Annotated in this window: 19 protein-coding genes; 8 read left to right on the top strand and 11 right to left on the bottom strand. The window is 69.9% G+C overall.

The window, feature by feature from the left end; translation table 11 throughout:
* Positions 1-21 precede the first annotated feature (21 nt).
* From thpR to QUD34_RS14655, 3 genes are read right to left on the bottom strand one after another with little or no spacing between them, the layout of a single operon-like run.
* Entirely contained in the window at positions 22-570 is a 549-nt protein-coding gene (gene thpR / locus QUD34_RS14665) for an RNA 2',3'-cyclic phosphodiesterase (protein ID WP_286354440.1), read from the bottom strand.
* On the bottom strand, positions 561-1163 hold the full coding sequence (locus QUD34_RS14660; protein ID WP_286354439.1) for a thioredoxin family protein: 603 nt from the start codon (positions 1161-1163) through the stop codon (positions 561-563). Before QUD34_RS14660 ends, thpR begins: the two co-directional genes overlap by 10 nt.
* A complete protein-coding gene (locus QUD34_RS14655; protein WP_286354438.1) occupies positions 1163-1708 on the bottom strand; it encodes a thioredoxin family protein in 546 nt (181 codons plus the stop codon). The genes QUD34_RS14660 and QUD34_RS14655 overlap by 1 nt, the downstream gene beginning before the upstream one ends.
* 139 nt (positions 1709-1847) lie before the next feature.
* Here QUD34_RS14655 and QUD34_RS14650 point away from each other — a divergent pair, with 139 nt between their 5' ends.
* The 4 genes from QUD34_RS14650 to QUD34_RS14635 are packed head-to-tail and all read left to right on the top strand — an operon-like array spanning position 1848 to position 6154.
* On the top strand, positions 1848-3323 hold the full coding sequence (locus QUD34_RS14650; RefSeq protein WP_286354437.1) for a sigma-54 interaction domain-containing protein: 1476 nt from the start codon (positions 1848-1850) through the stop codon (positions 3321-3323).
* A gap of 22 nt (positions 3324-3345) precedes the next feature.
* Positions 3346-4212 (top strand): 50S ribosomal protein L11 methyltransferase, encoded by an 867-nt coding sequence (locus QUD34_RS14645; protein WP_286354436.1) that lies wholly within the window; start codon positions 3346-3348, stop codon positions 4210-4212.
* A complete protein-coding gene (gene murI, locus QUD34_RS14640) occupies positions 4179-5000 on the top strand; it encodes a glutamate racemase (RefSeq protein ID WP_286354435.1) in 822 nt (273 codons plus the stop codon). The genes QUD34_RS14645 and murI overlap by 34 nt, the downstream gene beginning before the upstream one ends.
* A gap of 44 nt (positions 5001-5044) precedes the next feature.
* Positions 5045-6154, top strand: a complete 1110-nt coding sequence (locus tag QUD34_RS14635; protein ID WP_286354434.1) for a radical SAM/SPASM domain-containing protein — start codon at positions 5045-5047, stop codon at positions 6152-6154.
* 30 nt (positions 6155-6184) lie between these two features.
* Here QUD34_RS14635 and QUD34_RS14630 read toward each other — a convergent pair whose 3' ends face one another.
* Together QUD34_RS14630 and QUD34_RS14625 are read right to left on the bottom strand one after the other, a co-directional pair.
* Positions 6185-7804 (bottom strand): sensor histidine kinase, encoded by a 1620-nt coding sequence (locus QUD34_RS14630; protein ID WP_286354433.1) that lies wholly within the window; start codon positions 7802-7804, stop codon positions 6185-6187.
* Positions 7804-8712, bottom strand: coding sequence for a CHAD domain-containing protein (locus QUD34_RS14625; protein ID WP_286354432.1), 909 nt, complete (start codon positions 8710-8712; stop codon positions 7804-7806). Before QUD34_RS14625 ends, QUD34_RS14630 begins: the two co-directional genes overlap by 1 nt.
* Positions 8713-8763: 51 nt before the next feature.
* Between QUD34_RS14625 and uvrA the strand changes: the two genes are divergently transcribed.
* Positions 8764-11601 (top strand): excinuclease ABC subunit UvrA, encoded by a 2838-nt coding sequence (uvrA, locus tag QUD34_RS14620; RefSeq protein ID WP_375379989.1) that lies wholly within the window; start codon positions 8764-8766, stop codon positions 11599-11601.
* Positions 11602-11653: 52 nt separating this feature from the next.
* On the opposite strand, the gene QUD34_RS14615 is transcribed toward uvrA, so the two are convergent.
* From QUD34_RS14615 to QUD34_RS14600, 4 genes are read right to left on the bottom strand one after another with little or no spacing between them, the layout of a single operon-like run.
* Positions 11654-11827 (bottom strand): putative motility protein, encoded by a 174-nt coding sequence (locus QUD34_RS14615; protein ID WP_286354430.1) that lies wholly within the window; start codon positions 11825-11827, stop codon positions 11654-11656.
* Positions 11828-11844: 17 nt separating this feature from the next.
* Entirely contained in the window at positions 11845-12096 is a 252-nt protein-coding gene (gene csrA / locus QUD34_RS14610; protein WP_286354429.1) for a carbon storage regulator CsrA, read from the bottom strand.
* A gap of 6 nt (positions 12097-12102) precedes the next feature.
* Positions 12103-12504 carry a flagellar assembly protein FliW gene (gene fliW, locus QUD34_RS14605; RefSeq protein ID WP_286354428.1) on the bottom strand — a complete coding sequence of 134 codons (402 nt, stop codon included), beginning with the start codon at positions 12502-12504 and terminating at the stop codon, positions 12103-12105.
* Positions 12501-13475: a ribonuclease D gene (locus tag QUD34_RS14600; RefSeq protein WP_286354427.1), complete on the bottom strand. Its 975-nt coding sequence runs from the start codon at positions 13473-13475 to the stop codon at positions 12501-12503. Before QUD34_RS14600 ends, fliW begins: the two co-directional genes overlap by 4 nt.
* Before the next feature lie 28 nt (positions 13476-13503).
* Between QUD34_RS14600 and QUD34_RS14595 the strand changes: the two genes are divergently transcribed.
* Together QUD34_RS14595 and QUD34_RS14590 are read left to right on the top strand one after the other, a co-directional pair.
* Complete coding sequence (locus QUD34_RS14595) at positions 13504-13773, top strand: TMEM165/GDT1 family protein (RefSeq protein WP_286354426.1); 270 nt, start codon at positions 13504-13506, stop codon at positions 13771-13773.
* 26 nt (positions 13774-13799) lie between these two features.
* A complete protein-coding gene (locus QUD34_RS14590) occupies positions 13800-14216 on the top strand; it encodes a thiol-disulfide oxidoreductase DCC family protein (RefSeq protein WP_286354425.1) in 417 nt (138 codons plus the stop codon).
* On the opposite strand, the gene QUD34_RS14585 is transcribed toward QUD34_RS14590, so the two are convergent.
* Together QUD34_RS14585 and QUD34_RS14580 are read right to left on the bottom strand one after the other, a co-directional pair.
* Positions 14213-15430 carry a metallophosphoesterase gene (locus tag QUD34_RS14585; RefSeq protein ID WP_286354424.1) on the bottom strand — a complete coding sequence of 406 codons (1218 nt, stop codon included), beginning with the start codon at positions 15428-15430 and terminating at the stop codon, positions 14213-14215. The two genes, QUD34_RS14590 and QUD34_RS14585, sit on opposite strands and share 4 nt — an antisense overlap.
* Before the next feature lie 19 nt (positions 15431-15449).
* On the bottom strand, positions 15450-18011 hold the full coding sequence (locus QUD34_RS14580; protein ID WP_286354423.1) for a hypothetical protein: 2562 nt from the start codon (positions 18009-18011) through the stop codon (positions 15450-15452).
* Between the two features lie 81 nt (positions 18012-18092).
* Here QUD34_RS14580 and mutL point away from each other — a divergent pair, with 81 nt between their 5' ends.
* A complete protein-coding gene (mutL, locus tag QUD34_RS14575; RefSeq protein WP_286354422.1) occupies positions 18093-19889 on the top strand; it encodes a DNA mismatch repair endonuclease MutL in 1797 nt (598 codons plus the stop codon).
* Positions 19890-19925 lie beyond the last annotated feature (36 nt).

Genomic DNA, 19925 nt, shown 5'->3' with positions numbered 1-19925 from the left:
GGGCTCCGGCGAAACCTCCGATCATACCGTCCGCAAGGACCAGACCTGCAGCGGCGTGTAACATCCCTGGGGCCGGCTCTCGAAGAGCGCAAGCCGGTCCGCCGCAAAGGCCGCAGGGGGCGGCGCCGGGAACCCGGCGAGGGATCGGATTCGGCGGAACCTCGCCAGGGTGAGGTGGGCCCGGAACGGTCGGGCCTCGAAGGGTTCCCCGGCGGCGCCCAGGGTCGTGCGCAGGTCCGCGGCCAGGGCCTCCAGTGCGGGGGAGGGCTCCAGGCCCAGCCAGAGCACCCGCGCCGCGCCGAGGCTCGGAAAGCCGCCGAGCCCCGCCGTGTGGAGGGCGAAGGCGTCCCGGCGTCCGGCCACGGCTTCGCCCACCGCGCCGAGGCGGGGCAGGGCCTCCTCGGGACAGTCACCGAGGAAGGCCAGGGTGAGGTGGAGCCCCTCGGGTCTGCACCAGCGCGCACCCTCCCCCGCGTCCTCCGACAACCGGCCCTGCCAGCGGCCGAGAGCCTCCCGCAGCTGGGGTGGCAAGGGCAGGGCGAAGAAGAGGCGCCGCCGGCCTACTTCCACTTGATGCTGCAGCCGCGGCTGGGAACCTGCTCCGCGGCCACGGGCCGGCCCGCCAGGAGGGCCTCGGTGGCGGCCTCCAGGTCGCGCACGGTGACCTTCGACGGGTCGCGCCAGCTGTCATCCATGCGGCCCCGGTAGGCCAGCTTCCGCGCGCGGTCGAACAGGAAGAAGTCCGGCGTGCAGACGGCGCCGAAGGCCCGGGTCACGGCCTGGGGTTCATCCTTGAGGTAGGGGAACGCGAAGCCCTGCCCTTTGGCCTGGGCCTGCATGTCGGCCAGGGACTCGCGGCCATGGGTCTCCACATCGTTGGCGTTGATGGCCCGGACCGCCACATGGCCCGCGTACCGTTTGGCGTAGGCGTTGATGCGGGCCTGGGTGGCCATCACATAGGGGCACTCGGTGCTGAGGAACACCACCATGAGCAGGGGCTCCGCCGCCTCGGCGGCATGGGTGCGCCCGTCCGTGCCCGGCAGGGCGAAGGCGGGACAGGGGTCGCCCAGCTTCAGCCCCTGGGTGGCCTGGGGGGCCTGGGCCCGGAGCGGGGGCGCCAGCAGGGCCGGAACCAGGAGGAAGGCCCGCAGGCCGCGCCTCATCAGGACCTCCACTTGATGCTGCACCCCATGCTCGGGTGCTGGATTTCCAGGGGCTCCTCGCCCGCCAGCAGGCGGTCGATGGCTTCTTTCAGATCCCGGTGGGTGACCCGGGTGGCGTCCTTCCAGTTGTCGTCCAGGCGGCCCCGGTAGGCGAGGCGGCGGTGGGAATCGTAGAGGAAGAAGTCCGGGGTGCACACGGCGCCGAGGCGGCGGGCCACGGTCTGCTCCTCGTCCCAGAGGTAGGGGAAGACGAAGCCCTTGGCCCTGGCACGGGCCCGCATGGCCTCGTAGCTGTCGTCCGGATAGGTCACGGCATCGTTCGCGTTGAGGGCCACCACGGCGCAGCGGCCGGCATAGGCCTTGGCCAGCGCGTTGATGCGGTCATCCACGGACTGCACATAGGGGCAGTGGTTGCACATCACCACCACCAGCAGGGCCGGGCAGTGGAAGTCGTGCAGCGACCAGAGCCGCCCATCCACCCCCGGCAGGGTGAAGTCGGGGCAGGCCGTACCGAGCGGGACCATGGTGGATTCCGTCAGGGCCATGGGAACCTCCGGGGGCTCCTTCCATCGTACGCCGCAGGGCAAGCCATCGCACGCCGCGGGGCAGGCGGGGAAGTTGCCGTCATTTTTTTGACTTGACCCGCAAACATCTGCATCTAGGCTGAATTCAGATTAGGAGTGTATGACCCAACTGCCGCGCCTTCACTGGTCCACCCTCGGGGACGACACCGGGGGGCTGGAGCATCGGTGGGCCGCCCTTTGGGATGTCACGGTGGATCGCGGCGCGTCCCCGGCCCTGGCGCCGAAGGATGTGGACCTGTGGGTGATCAGCGCCAGGGGCGCCTGGCCCCCGCCGGAACTGAACCGCATGATGGCCGAAGTGGCGGCCCTGCCCATTCTGCTGGGCCTGAGGCCGGATGCGGCGCCCATGGATGCCAAGGCCCTGGGGGAGTGGGGTTCGCTGGGATCCGTGCGCTGGGCCGTGCTCGGGCCCGAGCCGCCCATGCCCGGCCTGCGCCCGCGCTCGGGTACCACCACGCAGCTGAGCGCCTCACAGGCATTGGCCTTCGGCCTGGTGAGCACCAGCCCGGCCATGCAGGATGTGCTGGTCCGCGCCCGCAGCGCCGCCGCCACCCGCGCCACGGTGCTGCTGCTGGGGGAGAGCGGCACGGGCAAGGAAGTCATCGCCCGGGCCATCCACCGCATGAGCGCCGAGGCCGGTGAGCCCTTCGTGGCCGTGCACTGCGGCGCCATCCCCGAGAACCTGCTGGAATCCGAACTCTTCGGCTACAACAAGGGCGCCTTCACGGATGCCCGCAAGGACACACCGGGCAAGTTCCGCGAGGCCCATGGCGGCACCATCTTCCTCGACGAAGTGGGCACCATGCCCCTGGGCGCCCAGGTGCGCCTGCTGCGGGTGCTCCAGGAGCGCGAGGTGCAGCCCCTGGGTGGTGGCGCGCCCGTGAAGGTGGATGTGCGCGTGGTGACGGCCTCCAATGTGGACCTCTGGAAGAAGATGAAGGACGGCAGCTTCCGCGAGGACCTCTTCTACCGCCTCGAAGTGGTGCCCATCACCATGCCGCCCCTGCGCGCGCGGCGCGAGGAGGTGCCCTTCCTGGCCCAGCACTTCCTCAACCGGAAGGCCCGCGAGCATGGCCTCTATCCCAAGGCCCTGCACCCCAGCGTGGATCCGCTGCTCATGGCCCTGCCCTGGCCCGGCAATGTGCGCCAACTGGAGAACGCCATCGAGCGCGCCATCGTGCTGTCGGGCACCCGCCCGGTGCTCACGCGGGAGGACTTCGCCTTCCTCGCGGAGCGCATGGGCGAATCGGTCGAGTCCCTGGCCGCGACTCCCGCCGATGGCGCGCCTCGGCCTGAACTCCAGGCCGGAACACCGCCCGCGGGCCAGGCCTTCTCCTCGGCCCTCTTCGCGCCGCCCCCGGCCGCCGCCTACGGGCTGGACCTGCCGCCCGAGGGCCTGGACCTCAACCAGGTGGTGTCGGACATGGAGAAGACGCTCATGCTCCAGAGCCTGGCCATCACCCGCGGCAACAAGAAGCGCGCCGCCGACCTGCTGGGCCTCAAGCGCACCACCTTCCTTGAAAAAATGAAGCGGCTGGACCTGGAGGATGGAGACGGCGCCGAGGCTGAGGCCTGACCCCCCCTGCTACCCTGAGGGCATGGCGAACGCGACGCACCTGAGATGGAAATTGGAAGTCCCGGACCCCCAGGAAGAAGGGCTCTGCGCCTGGCTGGAAGGGGCGGGTTCCTCCGCCTTCTATCGCGAAGCCGATCCGCCGCGGGCCTGCTACGCCTACTTCCCGCCGGACCAGGCGCCCCCTGAAGCGGGCGGTTTGGCCGCGTTTCCCGGCGTGCGTCTGCTCGAGACTGAGACCTTCGGGGACGAGGACTGGCTGGCCAAGAGCCGGGAGGGCTTCGGCGCCTTCGAAGTGGGCGCGCGCTTCCATGTGCGGCCCCTCTGGGACGAGACGCCCGCCCCGGCGGACCGCTTCGACCTCGTGGTGAACCCCGGCCTGGCCTTCGGCACCGGCGGCCACGAGACCACCCGCCTCTGCATCGAACTGCTGGAGGAGCTCGCCGCGGCGGGCCGCCTGAAGGGGCCGGTCCTCGACATCGGCGCGGGCACCGGCATCCTGTCGCTGGCCGCCTTCCTGCTGGGGGGCCGCGACCTCACGGCCTTCGACAACGACCCCGACTGCGGGCCCGCCATGGAAGAGTTCATATCGCTCAATGCGCACCTGCTGAAGGGCGCGAAGCCCTACGACAGCTTCGTCGGCACGCTGGATCACCCGCGCGTGCAGGGCCCCTACCCGGGCCTGCTGGCCAACATCCTGCTGGAGACCATCCAGGAGCTGCTGCCCCGCATGGCGGAAGTGGCCGCCCCCGGAGGCTGGCTCATCGCCAGCGGCATCCTGGCCGAGCGCACGGACGAAGCCCTGGTGAGCCTCGTCTCCCACGGGTTCAAGCCCGAGAAGGTGCGGACGGAAGGCGAGTGGATCGCCGTGCTGGCGGTGCGGGCATCATGAGCCGCGCGGACCGTCCGATCGGCATCTTCGACTCGGGCATCGGCGGGCTCACGGTCATCCATGCCCTGCGCCAGCTGCTGCCCCAGGAGGATCTGGTCTACCTCGGCGACACGGCCCGGCTGCCCTACGGCACCAAGAGCCACCGCACCATCGAGCGCTACACGCTGCAGATGGGCGAGCTGCTGCAGCGTCACGAGCCCAAGCTCATCGTCATCGCCTGCAACACCGCCAGCGCCCACGGCCTGCCGGCCCTGCAGGCCGTGAGCCCCTGCCCCGTGATCGGCGTGATCGAGCCCGGCGCCGAGGCCGCGGCAGAGGTTCCAGGCCCCGTGGGCATCATCGGCACCCTGGCCACCGTGAGCAGCGCGGCCTACGAGCTCGCCATCCGGCGCCGCGACCCCGGCAAGGTCATCCACAGCGTGGCCTGTCCCCTGCTGGTGCCCCTGGCGGAGGAGGGCTGGTTCGATGATCCGGTCACCGACAGCATCTGCCGCCGCTACATGAACGAGCTGCCCTTCGAGGTGAAGACCGTGGTGCTGGGCTGCACCCACTATCCGACGCTGATGACGAGCCTGGAGCGCAGCCGTCCCGGCACCCGCTGGATCGATAGCGGCCGCGTCACCGCCAAGGCCGTGGACCGGATGCTGCAGGGCACCCTCGGCTACCGCACCGCCGGCGCCCGCGGCAGCCTCCGCGTCCAGCTCACCGATGCCAGCAGTCGCCTGAAGGAAGTGGGCAGCCGCTTTCTGGAAGAGGCGCTGGGGGATGTCGAGGTCGTGGAGATTTAATCCAGGCCCAGCCCGACCGTATCATCGGAGGTTGAGGGGGCGGGATGAAGGGACTGGCGGGGGTTCGCCTCCTGAGAGCTCGGCTCCACTTCGCGCGGCGGCGTGAGCAGGGCCAGGTGTGGGCCTATCCCCTGCTGAAGGTGGCCAAGTTCTTCCACAAGGTGCATCGGTGGACCCGCCCAGGGTCCGCCCGGAATCCCAAGACCGGGGCGCTCCCCTGTCCCATCCCCTTTCGGGAAATGGTCATCAACTGCGACGGGACGGTGGCCTGCGGCTCGACCGCCCAAGCCCCGATCCTGGAGGCCTTGATCGAGGGCGCTGAACCCGTCGGCCTGACGGGGATCTGGGAGGGCGAAGCCTTCCGGTCCATGCGGGCCCGCATGCTGGCGGGGGACCGGAGCGCCTGCCAGGGGTGTCAGCTGTACCAGTGTCCGGGCTTCGAGCCGCTGTCGGAGGAAGAACAGACCTCGAATGGGGGAGGGGCGCCGCGGATCCATCAGCTGCTGATCGAACCCACGGCCGTGTGCAATTTCGACTGCCCCACCATCTGCGGGCACAGCTTCCCGAGGTCGAAACAGCCCGTCTCGGCCCGCCAAGTGACTTTCATGCCGATGGATCTCTTCCGGCGGTTGGTCGACGCCATCGACCTGCCCATCGACAAGATCTGCTTCTACAACTACGGCGAGCCGCTCCTCCATCCGGAATTCAGCGCGATGTGCCGCCTGATGAGGGAGCGCTGCCCGTCCTCCATCATCACCACCAGCACGAACGGAAGCAGGCTCGGTGACCCGGGCGTTCGGGCCGGGCTGCTGGCCTCGGGCCTGGATGAGCTCATCGTGTCCGTGGATGGCGCCAGCCAGGCCACCTACGAGGTCTATCGGCGCGGGGGCCGGTTCGAGGACATCCTTCGGGGCATGCGCCTGCTGAGGGAAGAGCGGGACCGGGCGGGGCTGCTGCGGCCGAGGATCCTGTGGCGCTACATCCTGTTCCCATGGAACGACCGTGACGAGGACCTGGCTGAGGCGGAAAGGCTGGCCGGGGAGATCGGGGTCGATCGTTTCTGCTACCACCTCTCGGACCTGCCGGGCATGGCCTCGGAAACCTACCGGCCCGGGACCGAGGCCTTCGAGCGCATTCGGGGCAAGCTGTTCTGAATCCGCTCCATCCAAGGCGCCCCGATGGGATCAGGCCACCGCGCCGGGCAGGGTGAATACCACGCAGGTGCCCTTGCCTTCGGTGCTGTCGAGGCGAATATCGCCCCCGTGGTTGCGGACGATCTCGCGGCAGATGCTGAGGCCGAGGCCGGTGCCCTTGCCCTCGGGCTTGGTGGTGAACATGGGGCGGAAGACCTGGCTCAGCAGGTCCGCGGGAATGCCCTGGCCCGAATCGGAGAACCGCAGCTCCCACCAGGGGCCGTTGGGGGTGCTGTCCTCGGCGGGCCCCGCCGCAAGGCGCACGGTCCCGCCGGCGGGCATGGCGTCCACGGCGTTCTTCATGAGGTTGAGGAAGAGCTGTTCCATCTGCTTGCGGTCGACATCCAGGCGGCAATCGGCGGGGACCTCGGTTTCCACGGTGATGCCGTGCGAGGTCAGGGTGGGCGTCCACAGCTGCTGGAGGTCGTCCAGGAGGTCGGTGAAGGCCTGGGGCTCCCGGTGCAGCTGGGGCCTCCGGGTGAGGTCGAGCATGCGGCGCACGATGTCGCCCACGCGCTGGATCTGGGCGTGGATCACATGGAGGCGCTCGCGGAGGCGGTCCGGCAGGTCCGGCTGGGCATCCATGAGCTGGAGGTGGCCGTTCACCAGGTTGAGGGGCGTGCCCACCTCGTGGGCGAAAGTGGCCGCGAGCTGGCCGGCCACGGCGAGCCGCTCCTGGCCGCTGAGTTCCTCCCGCAGGAGCGCCATGCGCTCGGCCATGGCGGCGAGTTCGGCGTTCTTGGCCTGCAGCTCGGACAGGGCGGCGTCGATGCGGTCCTGCAGGTTGGCGTTCAGGCCCCGGATCTCGCGGATCAGGGCCTCGCGCTCCTCGCCCGCGCGCTGGAGCTGGACGGCCATCTCGTTGAAGCGCGCGGCGATGAGGCCCAGTTCGTCGCTGCGCTTGATGGGCACGCGGGCCTGGGCTTCGCCGCGCTCCAGCTGCTGCATGGCCAGCACCATGGCCTCGATGGGATCGCTGATGAGCACCCGCAGGATCAGCCACAGCAGGATGAACTCGCCCAGCAGAACGCCGGGCAGGGTGTGCAGGGTCTTGTTGAAGTTGTTGCTCCAGACCACCTCCCAGCGCTCCAGATCGCAGTAGGCGCGGACGAGGCCGATGGGCGGCTGGCCGGGTTTGTGGTTGTGGATGGGCTGGTACACCTTCCAGGCGCGGCCCCCCGTGTTGAGATCCACCAGCTCGGCCTGGGGCTTGGTGATCGAGAGGTAGGAGCCGATCTCCGGGCCCCACTCCACATTCACCTCGTCTCCCGAGGAGCGCACCAGCTCCACCTCGTTGCTCTTGCCGACCCGCTTGAAGACATCGATCTGGAAGATGCTGCGGTCCGGGCCCGCGATGCTGTCCAGCAGCTGATCGAGCTTGTCGGGGTCCTTGAAGCCGGGATCCCGCTCTACGATGTCGGTCTCGACGGTGCCCGCGGCTTCGATCACCAGCTTGCGGGAATAGTTCTCCAGCTCGCGGCGGCTGTTGCGGGTGATGGAATAGGCCACGGCCACGGTGAGCAGGCTGGTGACCAGACCCAGCAGGAGGAAGAGCTTGGCGTGGACGCTGCGCAGCCAGGCCAGGGGGCGGATCCGCACGCGCCGCAGCATCACAGGGAGCCGTCGGCAGGTGGGAGCCCCAGGGCCTCGCGCAGCGCCCGGGAGAAGGCGGCGGAGCCCTGCCTCGGAGCCAGCGCGGTGAAGCGGTCGAAGGCGGCCCGGCGGGCTTCGGCCACCTCGCCCAGGAGTTCCAGCACGCCCCCGCGGAGGGTGCCACGGTCCCGGCTGCGGAGTCCGGCCTCCGTCTCCCAGAGCAGGGCTTCGAGGGTGGCGAGGTCGTGGTGGTCCCCCAGGGCGGTCTGGAGGCCGCGCAGCTCCTTCAAGAGGGCCTCGGGCGGCGCGGCGAAGGCGCTCTCCAGGGCCTCCAGCGCGTAGCGCAGCTTCTTGATCCGCACCCGCGCCTTGTGCAGGGCCGGGGCATCCTCCTGGGCGGCCAGGGGGGCCAGATCCCCGAGCGCGGCCTCCACGCGGGGTCCCAGGCAGGCCCAGGCGGCCTCCTGGAGTGACATCTGCTGGAAGGGGTCGCGCAGGGCCGGGACCTCCAGCAGGCGCTGCAGATCCGGCAGGCGGAGGTGCTCCAGCTCCCGGCGCATGGCCCGGCGGGCCTTGGCGCGGGCGCGGTCCATCCCCTCCAGCAGGTGTTCGAGGGCGGCGGCCTGAACCGGGTTCCGGGCTTCGAGGAGCCGGGCCCTCAGGTCGTCCGCGTGGACATCGAGTTCGCGGGGCAGGCCGAGGACATCCACCAGATCCTTCAGGGCCCGGCGCCGGCTCTTGTGGCCGGGGTAGGCCTCGGCATCCACCAGGTCGAGCACCGCGCCGAGGCGCCGGGCGGAGACGCGCACCTGGTGCAGCTGTTCCATGTTTTCGGCCCAGTCCGCCGGGGCCAGCAGCGCCTGCAGCCCCGCCAGCCGGACCTCCAGGGCCCGGTGGAGCAGGATCGCCAGTTCGGCTGGGTGCATCCCATGATTCTAGACACAAATCGCGAAAGCGAAAAAATGGCGTAAACTGGAATGACCATGGAACACATTCACATCAAGGGTGCCCGCGAGCACAACCTCAAGAACTTCGACCTCAGCCTGCCGAGGAACCAGCTGGTGGTGATCACGGGGCTGTCGGGCTCGGGCAAGTCCAGCCTCGCCTTCGACACCCTCTACGCCGAGGGCCAGCGGCGCTATGTGGAAAGCCTGTCGGCCTACGCCCGCCAGTTCCTCGACCAGATGGAAAAGCCCGATGTGGACAGCATCGAGGGCCTCTCGCCCGCCATCTCCATCGAGCAGAAGACCACCAGCAAGAACCCCCGCTCCACCGTGGCCACGGTGACGGAGATCTACGACTACCTGCGCCTGCTCTTCGCGCGCACGGGCAAGCCCACCTGCGTGGCCTGCGGGAAGGCCATCGCCAGCCAGACCATCCAGGAGATGGCGGACCAGATCCTGAGCCAGCCCGAGGGCGCCAAGCTGGAGATCCTGGCGCCCGTGGTGCGGGGCCGGAAGGGCGAGTACAAGAAGCTGCTCCAGGACCTCATGAAGCGCGGCTACATCCGGGCCCGCGTCAACGGACAGATGCTGGATCTCACCGAGGGCGTGCCCGACCTGGACAAGCAGAAGAAGCACACCATCGAGGTGGTCATCGACCGCCTGAAGGTGAGCCCCTCCATCCAGTCGCGGCTGGCCGACAGCCTGGAGATCGCCTGCAACCTGGCGGAAGGCTCGGCGCTGATGGACCTGAATGGGACTGAGACCCTCTTCTCCAGCAAGCTGGCCTGCAACAACCCGAAGTGCGGGAGGTTCGGCCAGGGCCTGCCCGAGCTGGAGCCGCGCTCCTTCTCCTTCAACACGCCGTACGGCGCCTGCCCTACCTGCGACGGCCTGGGCTTCAAGCGCCAGTTCGCGGAAGAGCTGATCATTCCGAACCCGGCCCTCTCCATCAACGAGGGCGCCATCCAGGCCAGCGGCTGGAAGAGCGTGTCCGAGGATGGTTGGCGCTCGCAGATGCTGGACCAGCTGGCCCGCAAGGCGAAATTCAGCCTGGACATGCCCTGGAAGAAGCTGCCCGCGGACATCCGGCGCCTGCTGCTGCACGGCACCGAGAAGGAGATGCGCTTCACCTACGAGAACAAGAAGAACCGCTACGACTTCGTCCACCACTTCGAGGGCATCGTCGGCAACCTCGAGCGCCGCTACCGCGAGACCACCAGTGAGGAGATCCGCGCGGAGCTGGAGGAGTCCATGCGCGTCGTCCCCTGCGAGGCCTGCGCCGGGTTGCGCCTGAAACCCGAAGTGCTGGCGGTGTATGTGGGGGGGCAGAACATCGCCCAGGTGGTCTCGCAGAGCGTGCGCGATGCCCGGAAGTGGTTCGCGGACCTGGTGCTGGAAGGCAAGGAGGCCGTCATCGCCGAGAAGGTGCTGAAGGAAGTCCGCGAGCGGCTGGGGTTCCTCGACGATGTGGGCCTCGGCTACCTCACGCTGGACCGCAGTGCGGCCACCCTGTCCGGCGGCGAGGGTCAGCGCATCCGCCTCGCCACGCAGATCGGCAGCAAGCTCCAGGGCGTGCTCTATGTGCTGGATGAACCCAGCATCGGCCTGCACCAGCGCGACAACCTGCAGCTCATCCGCACCCTCCAGGAGATGCGCGACCTGGGCAACTCCGTGCTGGTGGTGGAGCACGATCTGGAGACCATCCTCGCCGCCGATCATGTGGTGGACATGGGGCCCGGCGCCGGAGAGCACGGCGGCCAGGTGGTGGCCCAGGGCACGCCGGACGAGATCCGCCGCACGCCGGGCTCCGTGACGGGCGACTTCCTGTCGGGCCGCGACGCGATCTCCGTGCCCCGCACCCGGCGCAAGGCCAAGCGCGGACACCTCTCCGTGCTGGGCGCCGAGGAGAACAACCTCAAGAAGGTGGACGCGGACTTCCCCATCGGCCTCTTCACCTGCGTCACCGGCGTGAGCGGCTCGGGCAAGAGCACGCTGGTGAACGAGATTCTCTACAAGGCCCTGGCCAACCAGCTGCACCAGGGCGTGCACATCGTCGGGAGGCACAAGGCCATCAAGGGCCTGGAGGCCGTGGACAAGGTCATCGACATCGACCAGGCGCCCATCGGCCGCACGCCGCGCAGCAACCCGGCCACCTACACGGGCCTCTTCACGCCGCTCCGGGAGCTGTTCGCGCAGCTGCCCGAGAGCAAGGCCCGCGGCTACGCGCCGGGCCGCTACAGCTTCAATGTGAAGGGCGGCCGCTGCGAGAAGTGCGAGGGCGACGGCGTCCTCAAGATCGAGATGCACTTCCTCCCGGATGTGTATGTGACCTGCGAGCAGTGCAAGGGCAAGCGCTACAACCGCGAGACGCTGGAGATCCACTACAAGGGCAAGAGCATCTCCGATGTGCTGAACCTGACCGTGGAGGAGGCGCTGGAGCTGTTCGCGCCCATTCCGGTGCTGGCCAACAAGCTGCAGACCCTCATGGATGTGGGCCTGGGCTACATCCGCCTGGGCCAGAGCGCCACCACGCTGTCAGGGGGCGAGGCGCAGCGCGTGAAGCTGGGCAAGGAGCTGAGCAAGCGCCCCACGGGCCGCACGGTCTACATCCTGGACGAACCCACCACGGGCCTGCATTTGAAGGACATCCAGAAGCTGCTGGAAGTGGTCAACCGGCTCGTGGAGACCGGGAATACGGTCATCGTCATCGAGCACAACCTCGATGTGATCAAGACCGCCGACTGGATCCTCGACCTCGGTCCCGAGGGCGGCGGCGAGGGCGGCCGCGTCATCGCCGTGGGCACGCCCGAAGAGGTGGCGCGGAAGAAGACCAGCGTGACGGGGAAGTACCTGGCGCCCTACCTGAAATAGCCCCCTGGGCCCTGCAGGCCTGGGCTCTAGGCCTGGAATTTAGGCCTGGAATTCAGGCGTAGAGATCCACCCGCTGACCGGTGCCGCCCGCCTGGGCCACCAGCTTGGCCATGTCGGCCCCCTGCTCGGCCTGGATGTCGATGACCTTCTTGAGCACGCTGACCACGACCTCGTTCTGGGTCTGGAGCTGCTTCTGGGCGGAGATGGCGGCGAGGGTGATGTCCACGGGAACCTCAGTGGGCCTTATCGGACCCTTGGCTTGCGGACTTGAGCCGCCCGGAGGAGGGCCGCGGCATCCTGGACCGGGGTCCGGGCCTCGGTGGCGGCCTTGTTCTCGGCTGCGATGGCTTCAAATACCTCGCGTCGATGAACTTGGACGCTTCGAGGGGCCTTGATACCCAGGCGGACGCCTTCCTTCGTGATGCCCAGGACGATGACCTCCACCTCGCCCCCGATGACGATGGATTGATCCGGCTTCCTCGTGATGACGAGCATGGTGGGTCAGTCCTGGGGGAGGATCGGGAATCGCAGGGGGTATTTCTCAGCGTTCAGCGCGATCTGGAAGCCCACGCGGGTCTTCACATTGACGACCAGGGGCCCGGCCAGGTTCGTGGTCATGCGCCGGGGATCCTCGGGAATCACCACGAGGGTCAGGATCAAGGCGTCCTCCGGGACCTCGAGGCCCAGGGCCTCGGCGTCCTCGTCGCCCAGGGGCACGGCGTAGTCCTCCTGGATGCCGGCCGGATCCAGGCAGGTGAAGGCGATCTCCGGAGACTCCACGGACTGGAGGAACTTCAGGGGATAGCCGTCCCGGGGCTCGAAGAGCCGGAAGGTCGTCAGCTGGGGGAAGCCCAGGAGGCCCTTGGGAAAGGTGAGGAGGATGCCGTCATCGGTCGTGGTCATGGTCGCTCGGTGTTGTTCCAGATCAATCCATCGGACGAATCAGCGTCCTCCTGAGTTTCAAGTCCCCCCTCGCGGAAGACCTCCCAGAGAGCTTCCGCGCGTTTGCGGCGGAAACGCGGGTTGGGGATGGTGCGCTCCAGGGCCTCCCTGGTGGCCGGGGGATGCGCCAGGCGAGCCGTGAGCCAGCGGTTGCCCAGCTCCATGACGGCCGCCACATCGCCCTCGTTGCCCCAGGCCCAGCGCAGGGCCGTGAGCTTCTTGGCCCGTTCCACGGCCAGCTCGCCCAGGTACCTGACCTTGTCCACCACGGGGTCGTGCTTGGGAGGCACATAGGCCCGCACGCGCTTCAGCAGGTGCCGCATCTCCTTGGGCAGGCTGGCGAGCCGGGGGCCGATCTCCGGGTGCTCCCGCTGCGCGTCGGCCTCGTCGGCCAGGATGCGCAGCAGGGGCAAGAGCAGGGCCGCATCGCGGCTGGCGTAGCTGATCTGGGCGTCCCGCAGGGGGCGCAGCATCCAATTGGAGTCCTGCTCCTCTTTGGGGATGTCCAGGCCCAGCTTGAGCTTGGCCATGGTCTTGAGGCCGGGCTGCGGATAGCCGAGCGCGCGGGACAGCAGCATGGTGTCGAAGATGCTGTCGGGCACCACATCGTAGATCCGCTTGAACACGATGCCGTCGCCGGAGAAGTCGTGGACGATCCAAGGCACCTGGGCCATGGCCTGCAGGGCGGGCCGCATGAGGTCATCGAGGGCCAGGGGATCCACCAGCCAGGCCTGGTCGTGCGTGGCCACCTGCATGAGGGCCAGCACGCAGTGGTGCATGCCCGTGAGGCTGCACTCAATGTCCACGGACAGCACGCCGGCCGCGTGCCACAGAGGGAGGGCCTCCTGCAGCTTCTCGGGCGTGTCCACGAAGGTCGTGGGAAGGTCGAAGTGATCGAGCACCATCCGGCCAGTATGGCAGTCCGGTACCATGATCCTTCGTCACGATCTGCGAGGCCTCATGAACCGCTCCCTCTTCTGGACCACCTTCGCCACCGTGTTTCTCGCGGAAGTGGGCGACAAGACTCAGCTGGCGGCCATGACGGCGACCGTGCGCAGCGGCCAGATCTGGACCGTGTTCCTCGCCGCCAGCGCGGCCCTGGTCTGCGCCACGGCCATCGGCGTGGCCCTGGGCGGCGTCCTGTTCCGCTACATCCCGGAGGCCGCCATCAAGTGGGCCGCGGGATGCGCCTTCATCGCGGTGGGGCTGTGGGTGCTGATCAAGGGCTGACCTCCGGGCCCGCTCCTGAGCCTGCTTTGGAGCTTGCTTCGGGGCCGACCCGCCTCTTCTACGACGGTGGCTGCGGCTTCTGCCATGCCGCGGTGCGCTTCATCGCCCGGCGCGATGCGGCGGGCCGCATCCGGTTCGCCCCCCTGGGGGGAGCCACCTTCCAGCGGCAGGTCCCCGAGGTGGACCGGCGGGGCCTGCCGGACAGCCTGGTGGTGCTTCCTCCTGGGAGTCGCCCCCTGACGCGCTCGGACGCCGTGATCCACCTGCTGCGCGCCCTGGGTGGTGCCTGGGCGGTGGGGGCCCGCCTGCTGGCGGTCGTGTCCCCGCCCCTCCGGGACGGCGCGTACGACTTGATTGCCCGCTTCCGTACGCACCTGTTCCCGCGACCGGAAGAGGCGTGCCCCCGCCTCCCTCCCGCGCTCCTGGACCGCTTCGATCCTTAGGATCTGGTTCCGGGCGCCATCGGCCCCCGCTTCAGCGTGAGGATGGCGATCTCCGGGGGGGCGGCGATGCGGATGGGCAGGCCCACCACGCCGAGCCCGCGGCTCACATAGAGCAGGTCGTCACCCTGTCGGTAGAGCCCGTCCGTGCGGGGGCCGATGAGGTGCGCGCTGCTGAAGCCGGGGATGGGGTTGATCTGGCCCCCGTGGGTGTGGCCTGAGAGCGTGAGACGGGCGCCGGCCTCCAGCGCGCGCTCCCACTCGCTGGGGCGGTGGTTCATGCAGATGCGGAAGGCCTCGGCGGGCAGGTCCCGGGCCGCTTCGGCCGGGCGCGGCCCCGGTCCGAAGACCATGCGGCGGAAGCGCCCGTTCCGCGCCATCGGATCCTGGAGGCCGAGGAGGGCGAGGGTGGCGCCGTCCCGTCGGATCAGCGTCGAGGCGTTTTCCAGGCAGCGGATGCCCTCGGCTTCAAGATCCCGCCAGATGGGGCGCGGATCGTCGAAGTAGTCGTGGTTGCCCAGGATCGCGAAGGTGCCCAGGGGCGGGGAGAAGCCGCGGAAGGCCTCCAGCAGCGGTTCCAGCTCGTCGGGGCGGCTGTCGACGAGATCGCCCGTGAAGAGCAGCAGGTCCGGTCGCTCGCGCTCGGTCAGCTCCCGCCATCGGTGGAGGAGGTTCGGGCTCACCAGGGGACCGGCGTGGAGGTCGCTGAGGTGGGCGAGGCGGAGGCCGTCCAGTCCCTCGGGGAGGTCCGGGAAGCTGAGGGCGCGGCGGGTGATCTCGGGATCGCCGTAGGCCTGCCGTGCGCCTCCGGCCCCCAGGGCCACGGCGGCGCCCGTGCTCGCCAGGGCGGCGGTCTGCAGGAAGGCCCGGCGGCTCAGGTCCACGGCGCCCTCACCCACGCCTTCCCCGGCCTCCTCCGGGCGGTTCCTTTGCCAGAACCGCCAGGCGCCCTCGGCCAGCATGCCGGCCAGTAGGTGCAGGACCGTGAAGGCCTGGAAGTAGAAGCCCGCCCGGGCCAGCGTCCGCAGCCATGGCAGGGCGCCGTGGCCGCCCAGACCCAGGATGCGGAGGCCCGCGAAGAGCACCAGGGGCACATGGATCAGGCCCAGGATCCAGGGCAGCCAGCGCCGGTAGGGGGCGGCCACCTCCAGGCGGAGCAGCCGCAGGTGCAGCCACTGGACCAGGAAGATGAGGACGAGCGAGATCAGGAAGGGCATCAAGGGCTCAACAGAGGTACTACGGTCTCACGATCACGCTGAGGGTCCCCACAGTACGGTGCTTCATCGGCCCGTCCAAGGGGCGATGCAGGCCCAGGGTGAAGCTCAGGTTGCCGCTCAGGCGGCGCAGCACATCCAGGGGCAGGCCCAGGCGACGGCTGTCCAGCTCCAGCCCCGCCACGCGCTGGGCGGCGGGCCGGGGCTGGGCCCCGTCCCACACCGTCGAATGCTCGAGGTAGGCCTCCAGGGGGCCGAGGCCCAGCTCGCCGCGGAGGCGGCGGAGACGGTCCCCCGTGGCGGTGTAGGCCGGAAGCGCGGCCTGGGTCGCGCGGTTGGCATCCAGGGCCACGGGCAGCAGCGAGGTGGCCACGCCCCCCAGGTGGAAGCGGTCGAGGGCAGTGGGGTCGCCCGTGATCCGCCCTTCTTCCAGCCGCACCGTGAGGGGGCTCCACGGATTGAGCCAGCCCAGGGTGAGGGCGGCCCGGGTCAGGTTCCAGGTCTGGCCCGCCGTGCGGCCGTGCTGCTCGCGGGCGGCGGCGCTCAGCAGGAAGCCCTGATCGTCGCGGCTCCAGTGGTTGCCCAGACCCGCCTCCACGCCTCCGAGGGACCGATGGGTGGTCTGTCCGTCCGGACTTTCGACGCGCTCGAAGGCCACCACGGGCCGGATGCGCGCCCGGGGCCGGCCCAGGTCCTCCCGCTCGAAGGCCAGCTCGGCGCCCCGGCGTTCGCGGTCGAAGCCCGCGGCCGGCGTGAAGCGCTGGCTCGAAGAGCGTTCGAGGAGCGAGAAGGCCTGAAGGGAGGGGGCCCACCGCCACCCGCGCCAGGCCATCCCCGCCATGCCCCCCCGGGGGCCAGCGCCATCGCCCAGCCCCGCCAGGACCTGCCAGTTGAGGCGGTGGAGCAGGTCATTGCCTCCGAGGCCGAGCTGAGCGCTGAAGCCCGAGGGCGTGGCGCTGTACCCGGCGAGGGCGAAGGTGTCGTGGCTTTCGCCGACGCGATACGGATGGGGCTCGACGGGCACCGGGGCGGGCAGGGGGCTGGGCTCGTCGGGAGGAGAGAGGATGACGCCCGCCACCAGGGGCGCCGGATCCATCCAGGACGGCGGTGGAGCCGCGGGCGGCGGCGGCGTGGCCTCCAGGCGGCGGATCTCGACGCCGGAGGCGGTGAGCCGCGTGAAGTAGATCCATTTGCCGTCCGGCGTGGCCACGGGGTTCCACGCGGCGGCCAGGGTCCGGGTGAGGGTCCGCCCCTGGGTGTCCACGAGGTTCCAGATGCCGTCGATGTCCTTCCATCCCGGGTCCCCCTTCGCCGGGGCGGGCGGGGTGAACTTTCCGGGCCGGACGCTGGTGCCGAGGGTCCAGCGGTACGGCTGGGCCTGCAGCACGCCTTCTTCGTTGGGCAGGCGGAGCTGGAAGCCCACGGTGTCGGCTCCGAGCCAGACCGGCTTCCAGGGCAGGGCGCCCTGCAGGCGGGGCACCCGCCGCGTGGGGGCCACGGTGGGGGTGGCGGGGGCATGGTCGGGGGGCTCGTCCGAGCCTGTAGCTGGGGCCGTGGCTTTGGCGGCGGGCCTTGGAGCGTTCAGATCCCAGAGGTAGAGGCCGGGGTGTTTCGGATCCAGCACCCGGGCCAGGAGCTTCGTGCCGTCGGGGCTCAGGGCCAGGTCGCTGACCCAGCCGTTGAGCCGGGTGAAGACCTCGCCTTCACGCAGGCCCTGCGCCTTGGCCCGGCGCTCCAGCTCCAGGGCGCTGTGGGTCAGCTCGGCGCAGAAGCGCTGGTAGCCGTCCTTGGGGCCGAATCCGAAGGTGGCTGTGAAGGCGGCCTCGAAATTGCGCGTTCCGGCCAGGCGGGTCCACAGCCCCTGCAGGACCTTCGGATCCGCGGACTTCGTCTCCAGCCAGGCCAGGTAGGCGCTCCCCCCCAAGTAGGCCATGCTGCCGCCGAGGAAGCCGTCCGTGCGGCTCAGGGCCTCGTAGGTGGGGAGCTTGCCCTCCAGGGCCCACTGGCGCAGCACCGCGGCGCGGATGGCGCTGTGGGGCCGGCCGCTGCCCGTGAGCTTGCCTTCGATGAGGGTGGCGTAGCCTTCGGTGACCCAGCGGGGCGACTTTTCGGTGAGGGGTCCCAGGACGGCCGTCCATCGCCGCCACAGATTCGGCTTGCGGCCCGGGCGCAGCAGGTGGTGCATGTGGCCCAGCTCGTGGACGACTAGGAGCTCCGCCCAGCCCCGGTGGTGGCCGACGATGGAATCGGCCTCCGGCTCGGTCTTCCAGAGCACCACATGGGGGCGCCGGAGCAGCGGGAAGGCCATGCCGTTGGCCTCCATCACGGGATCCTGGATCAGGATGTCGATGGGCTGGCCGGGCTTCTCGTAGGCGAATCCCACGAGCCCCAGGTACTGGGCGTGGATGCCCTCCACCCGGCTCGCCACCTCCCGGCCGAAAGCCTCGAAGGCTACGGGGCAGTGGATCCGGTAGTGGGCCGTGGTGAAGGTGAGCCAGGGGGCGTCCGGGGCCTGGACCCGGGGCGCCGCCTGGACCAGGGCGGACAGAAGGGCGATGCCGGCGGCGAGGGATCGACAGTTCATGACACCAGTGTGCCCTTTCGCGGGGGATCCTTCCCGCCTTCCCTGTACGGGTGGGGCCGGACAGCTGATAGCGTCTTACCCATGTCCCGAATCCGGATCCTGCCCGACCAGGTGGCCAACCAGATCGCCGCCGGGGAGGTGGTGGAGCGACCCAGCTCGGTGCTGAAGGAGCTGGTGGAGAACGCCCTGGATGCCGGTGCGCGCCGCGTCGAGGTGGCCTGGGAAGAGGGCGGCAAGCGCTTCCTGGAGGTGGCAGACGACGGTTCGGGCATGGCCCGGGACGACCTGTACCTGGCCCTGGAACGCCACGCCACCAGCAAGGTGCGCACGGCGGAGGATCTGGGGCACCTGGCCAGTTTCGGCTTCCGCGGCGAGGCCCTGCCCAGCATCGCCAGCGTCAGCCGCTTCGACCTCACGAGCGCGGAATCCGAGGGCGCGGGCCACCGTCTGCGCTGCGAATTCGGCGTCATCAAGGAGGTGGCGCCGGTCTCCCGCAGCCGCGGCACCACCGTGACCGTGCGGGATCTGTTCGCCCAGCTGCCGGCGCGACGCCGCTTCCTGAAGTCCACGGACACGGAGCACGCCCAGCTCTGGGGCGCCGTGGCGCGGCTGGCCCTGAGCTCGCCCGGGGTCCACTGGACCCTCCGCCCAGATCGCGGCACGCCCCTGGTGCTGCCGCCCGTGGACGACCCGGGGCAGCGTCTGGCGCCGCTTCTGGGCGAGAAGCTTGGCCGCCTGGTGCCCTTCGTGAACGGGGAGCCCCCCTGGCGCCTGCGGGGCTTCGTGTCGCCGCCGGATCTGAGCTTCCGCGACCGGAACCACCTCTACCTGTTCGTGAATGGCCGGGCCGTGCGGGACCGCCTGCTGCTGGCGGCGCTCTCCGAGGCCTGGTCCGGCACCTTCGCCAAGGGCTCGTACCCGGCGGCCGTGCTCTTCCTGGAGCTGCCCCCCGAGGCGGTGGATGTGAATGTGCATCCCACCAAGGCCGAGGTGCGCTTCCGCGAACCCCAGCGCATCTTCGCCTGGGTGCGGGGGGGCGCCGAGGAGGCCTGGGCGAAGCTGCGCGGCGGGTTGGCGTCGGTGCTGGAGCTGCCCCCCAAGCCTCTGGAGGCCGAGTTCGAGCTGGATCCCTCGCGCCGGCTGGTGCCCCAGCATCCGCGGCTCTGGTCCGATCATTCGGGGGGAGCCCTCGGCGGGTACCGGGCCCTGGAGGAGGCCTTCGTCACGCCACCGCCGGAGGCCGTCTATGCGTACGAGCCGGCGCCCTCGGGCGTGGCGGAGGGCCTGGGCTCAGAGGCGGGCATCCGGTACCTGGGGGCCTTCCAGCGCACCTACCTGCTGGCGGAGATCACCGGCCCTGCGGGGCCGGAACTCTGGATCGTGGATCAGCATGTGGCCCATGAGCGGGTGCTCTTCGAGCGGCTCTTCCTGCGCCGCCACGCGCCCGCCATCCAGCCCCTGATGCCGCCCCAGGTCGTGCAGCTGGGCCCGGAGGCCCTGGCCCGTCTCCAGCCCTTCCTGGCGGAGCTGGCGGCTGCGGGCGTGGAGGTCGATCCGTTTGGGGCCGATGCCCTGGTGGTGCGCGGCCTGCCGGATTTCCTGGTGGAACGCGACCCGCAGGCCCTGCTGGAGGATCTGCTGGCCCGGCTGGAGCGGGAGGGGCGCGTGGACCTCGACGCCTTCCGCCGCGACCTCAACGCCGAACTGGCCTGCCGCGCCGCCATCAAGAAGCACCACGCGCTGCCGCCCGATCTGGCCCTGGGCCTCATCCAGGACCTCCTCGCCTGCGAGGTTCCCAACACCTGCCCCCACGGCCGGCCGATCATCAAGAAACTGACCCTGGAGGACCTGGAGCGGAGCTTCGGGCGGAGGCTCTGATCCGGCCATCGGACGGTGCCCTGGTCTCGACAGGGT

Origin of the sequence: Geothrix oryzae (genome assembly GCF_030295385.1) — a bacterium.
Taxonomy (GTDB): Bacteria; Acidobacteriota; Holophagae; order Holophagales; family Holophagaceae; genus Geothrix; species Geothrix oryzae.
The sequence above is the reverse complement of the archived record's forward strand: the minus strand, read 5'-3'. Positions and strand labels throughout refer to the sequence as shown.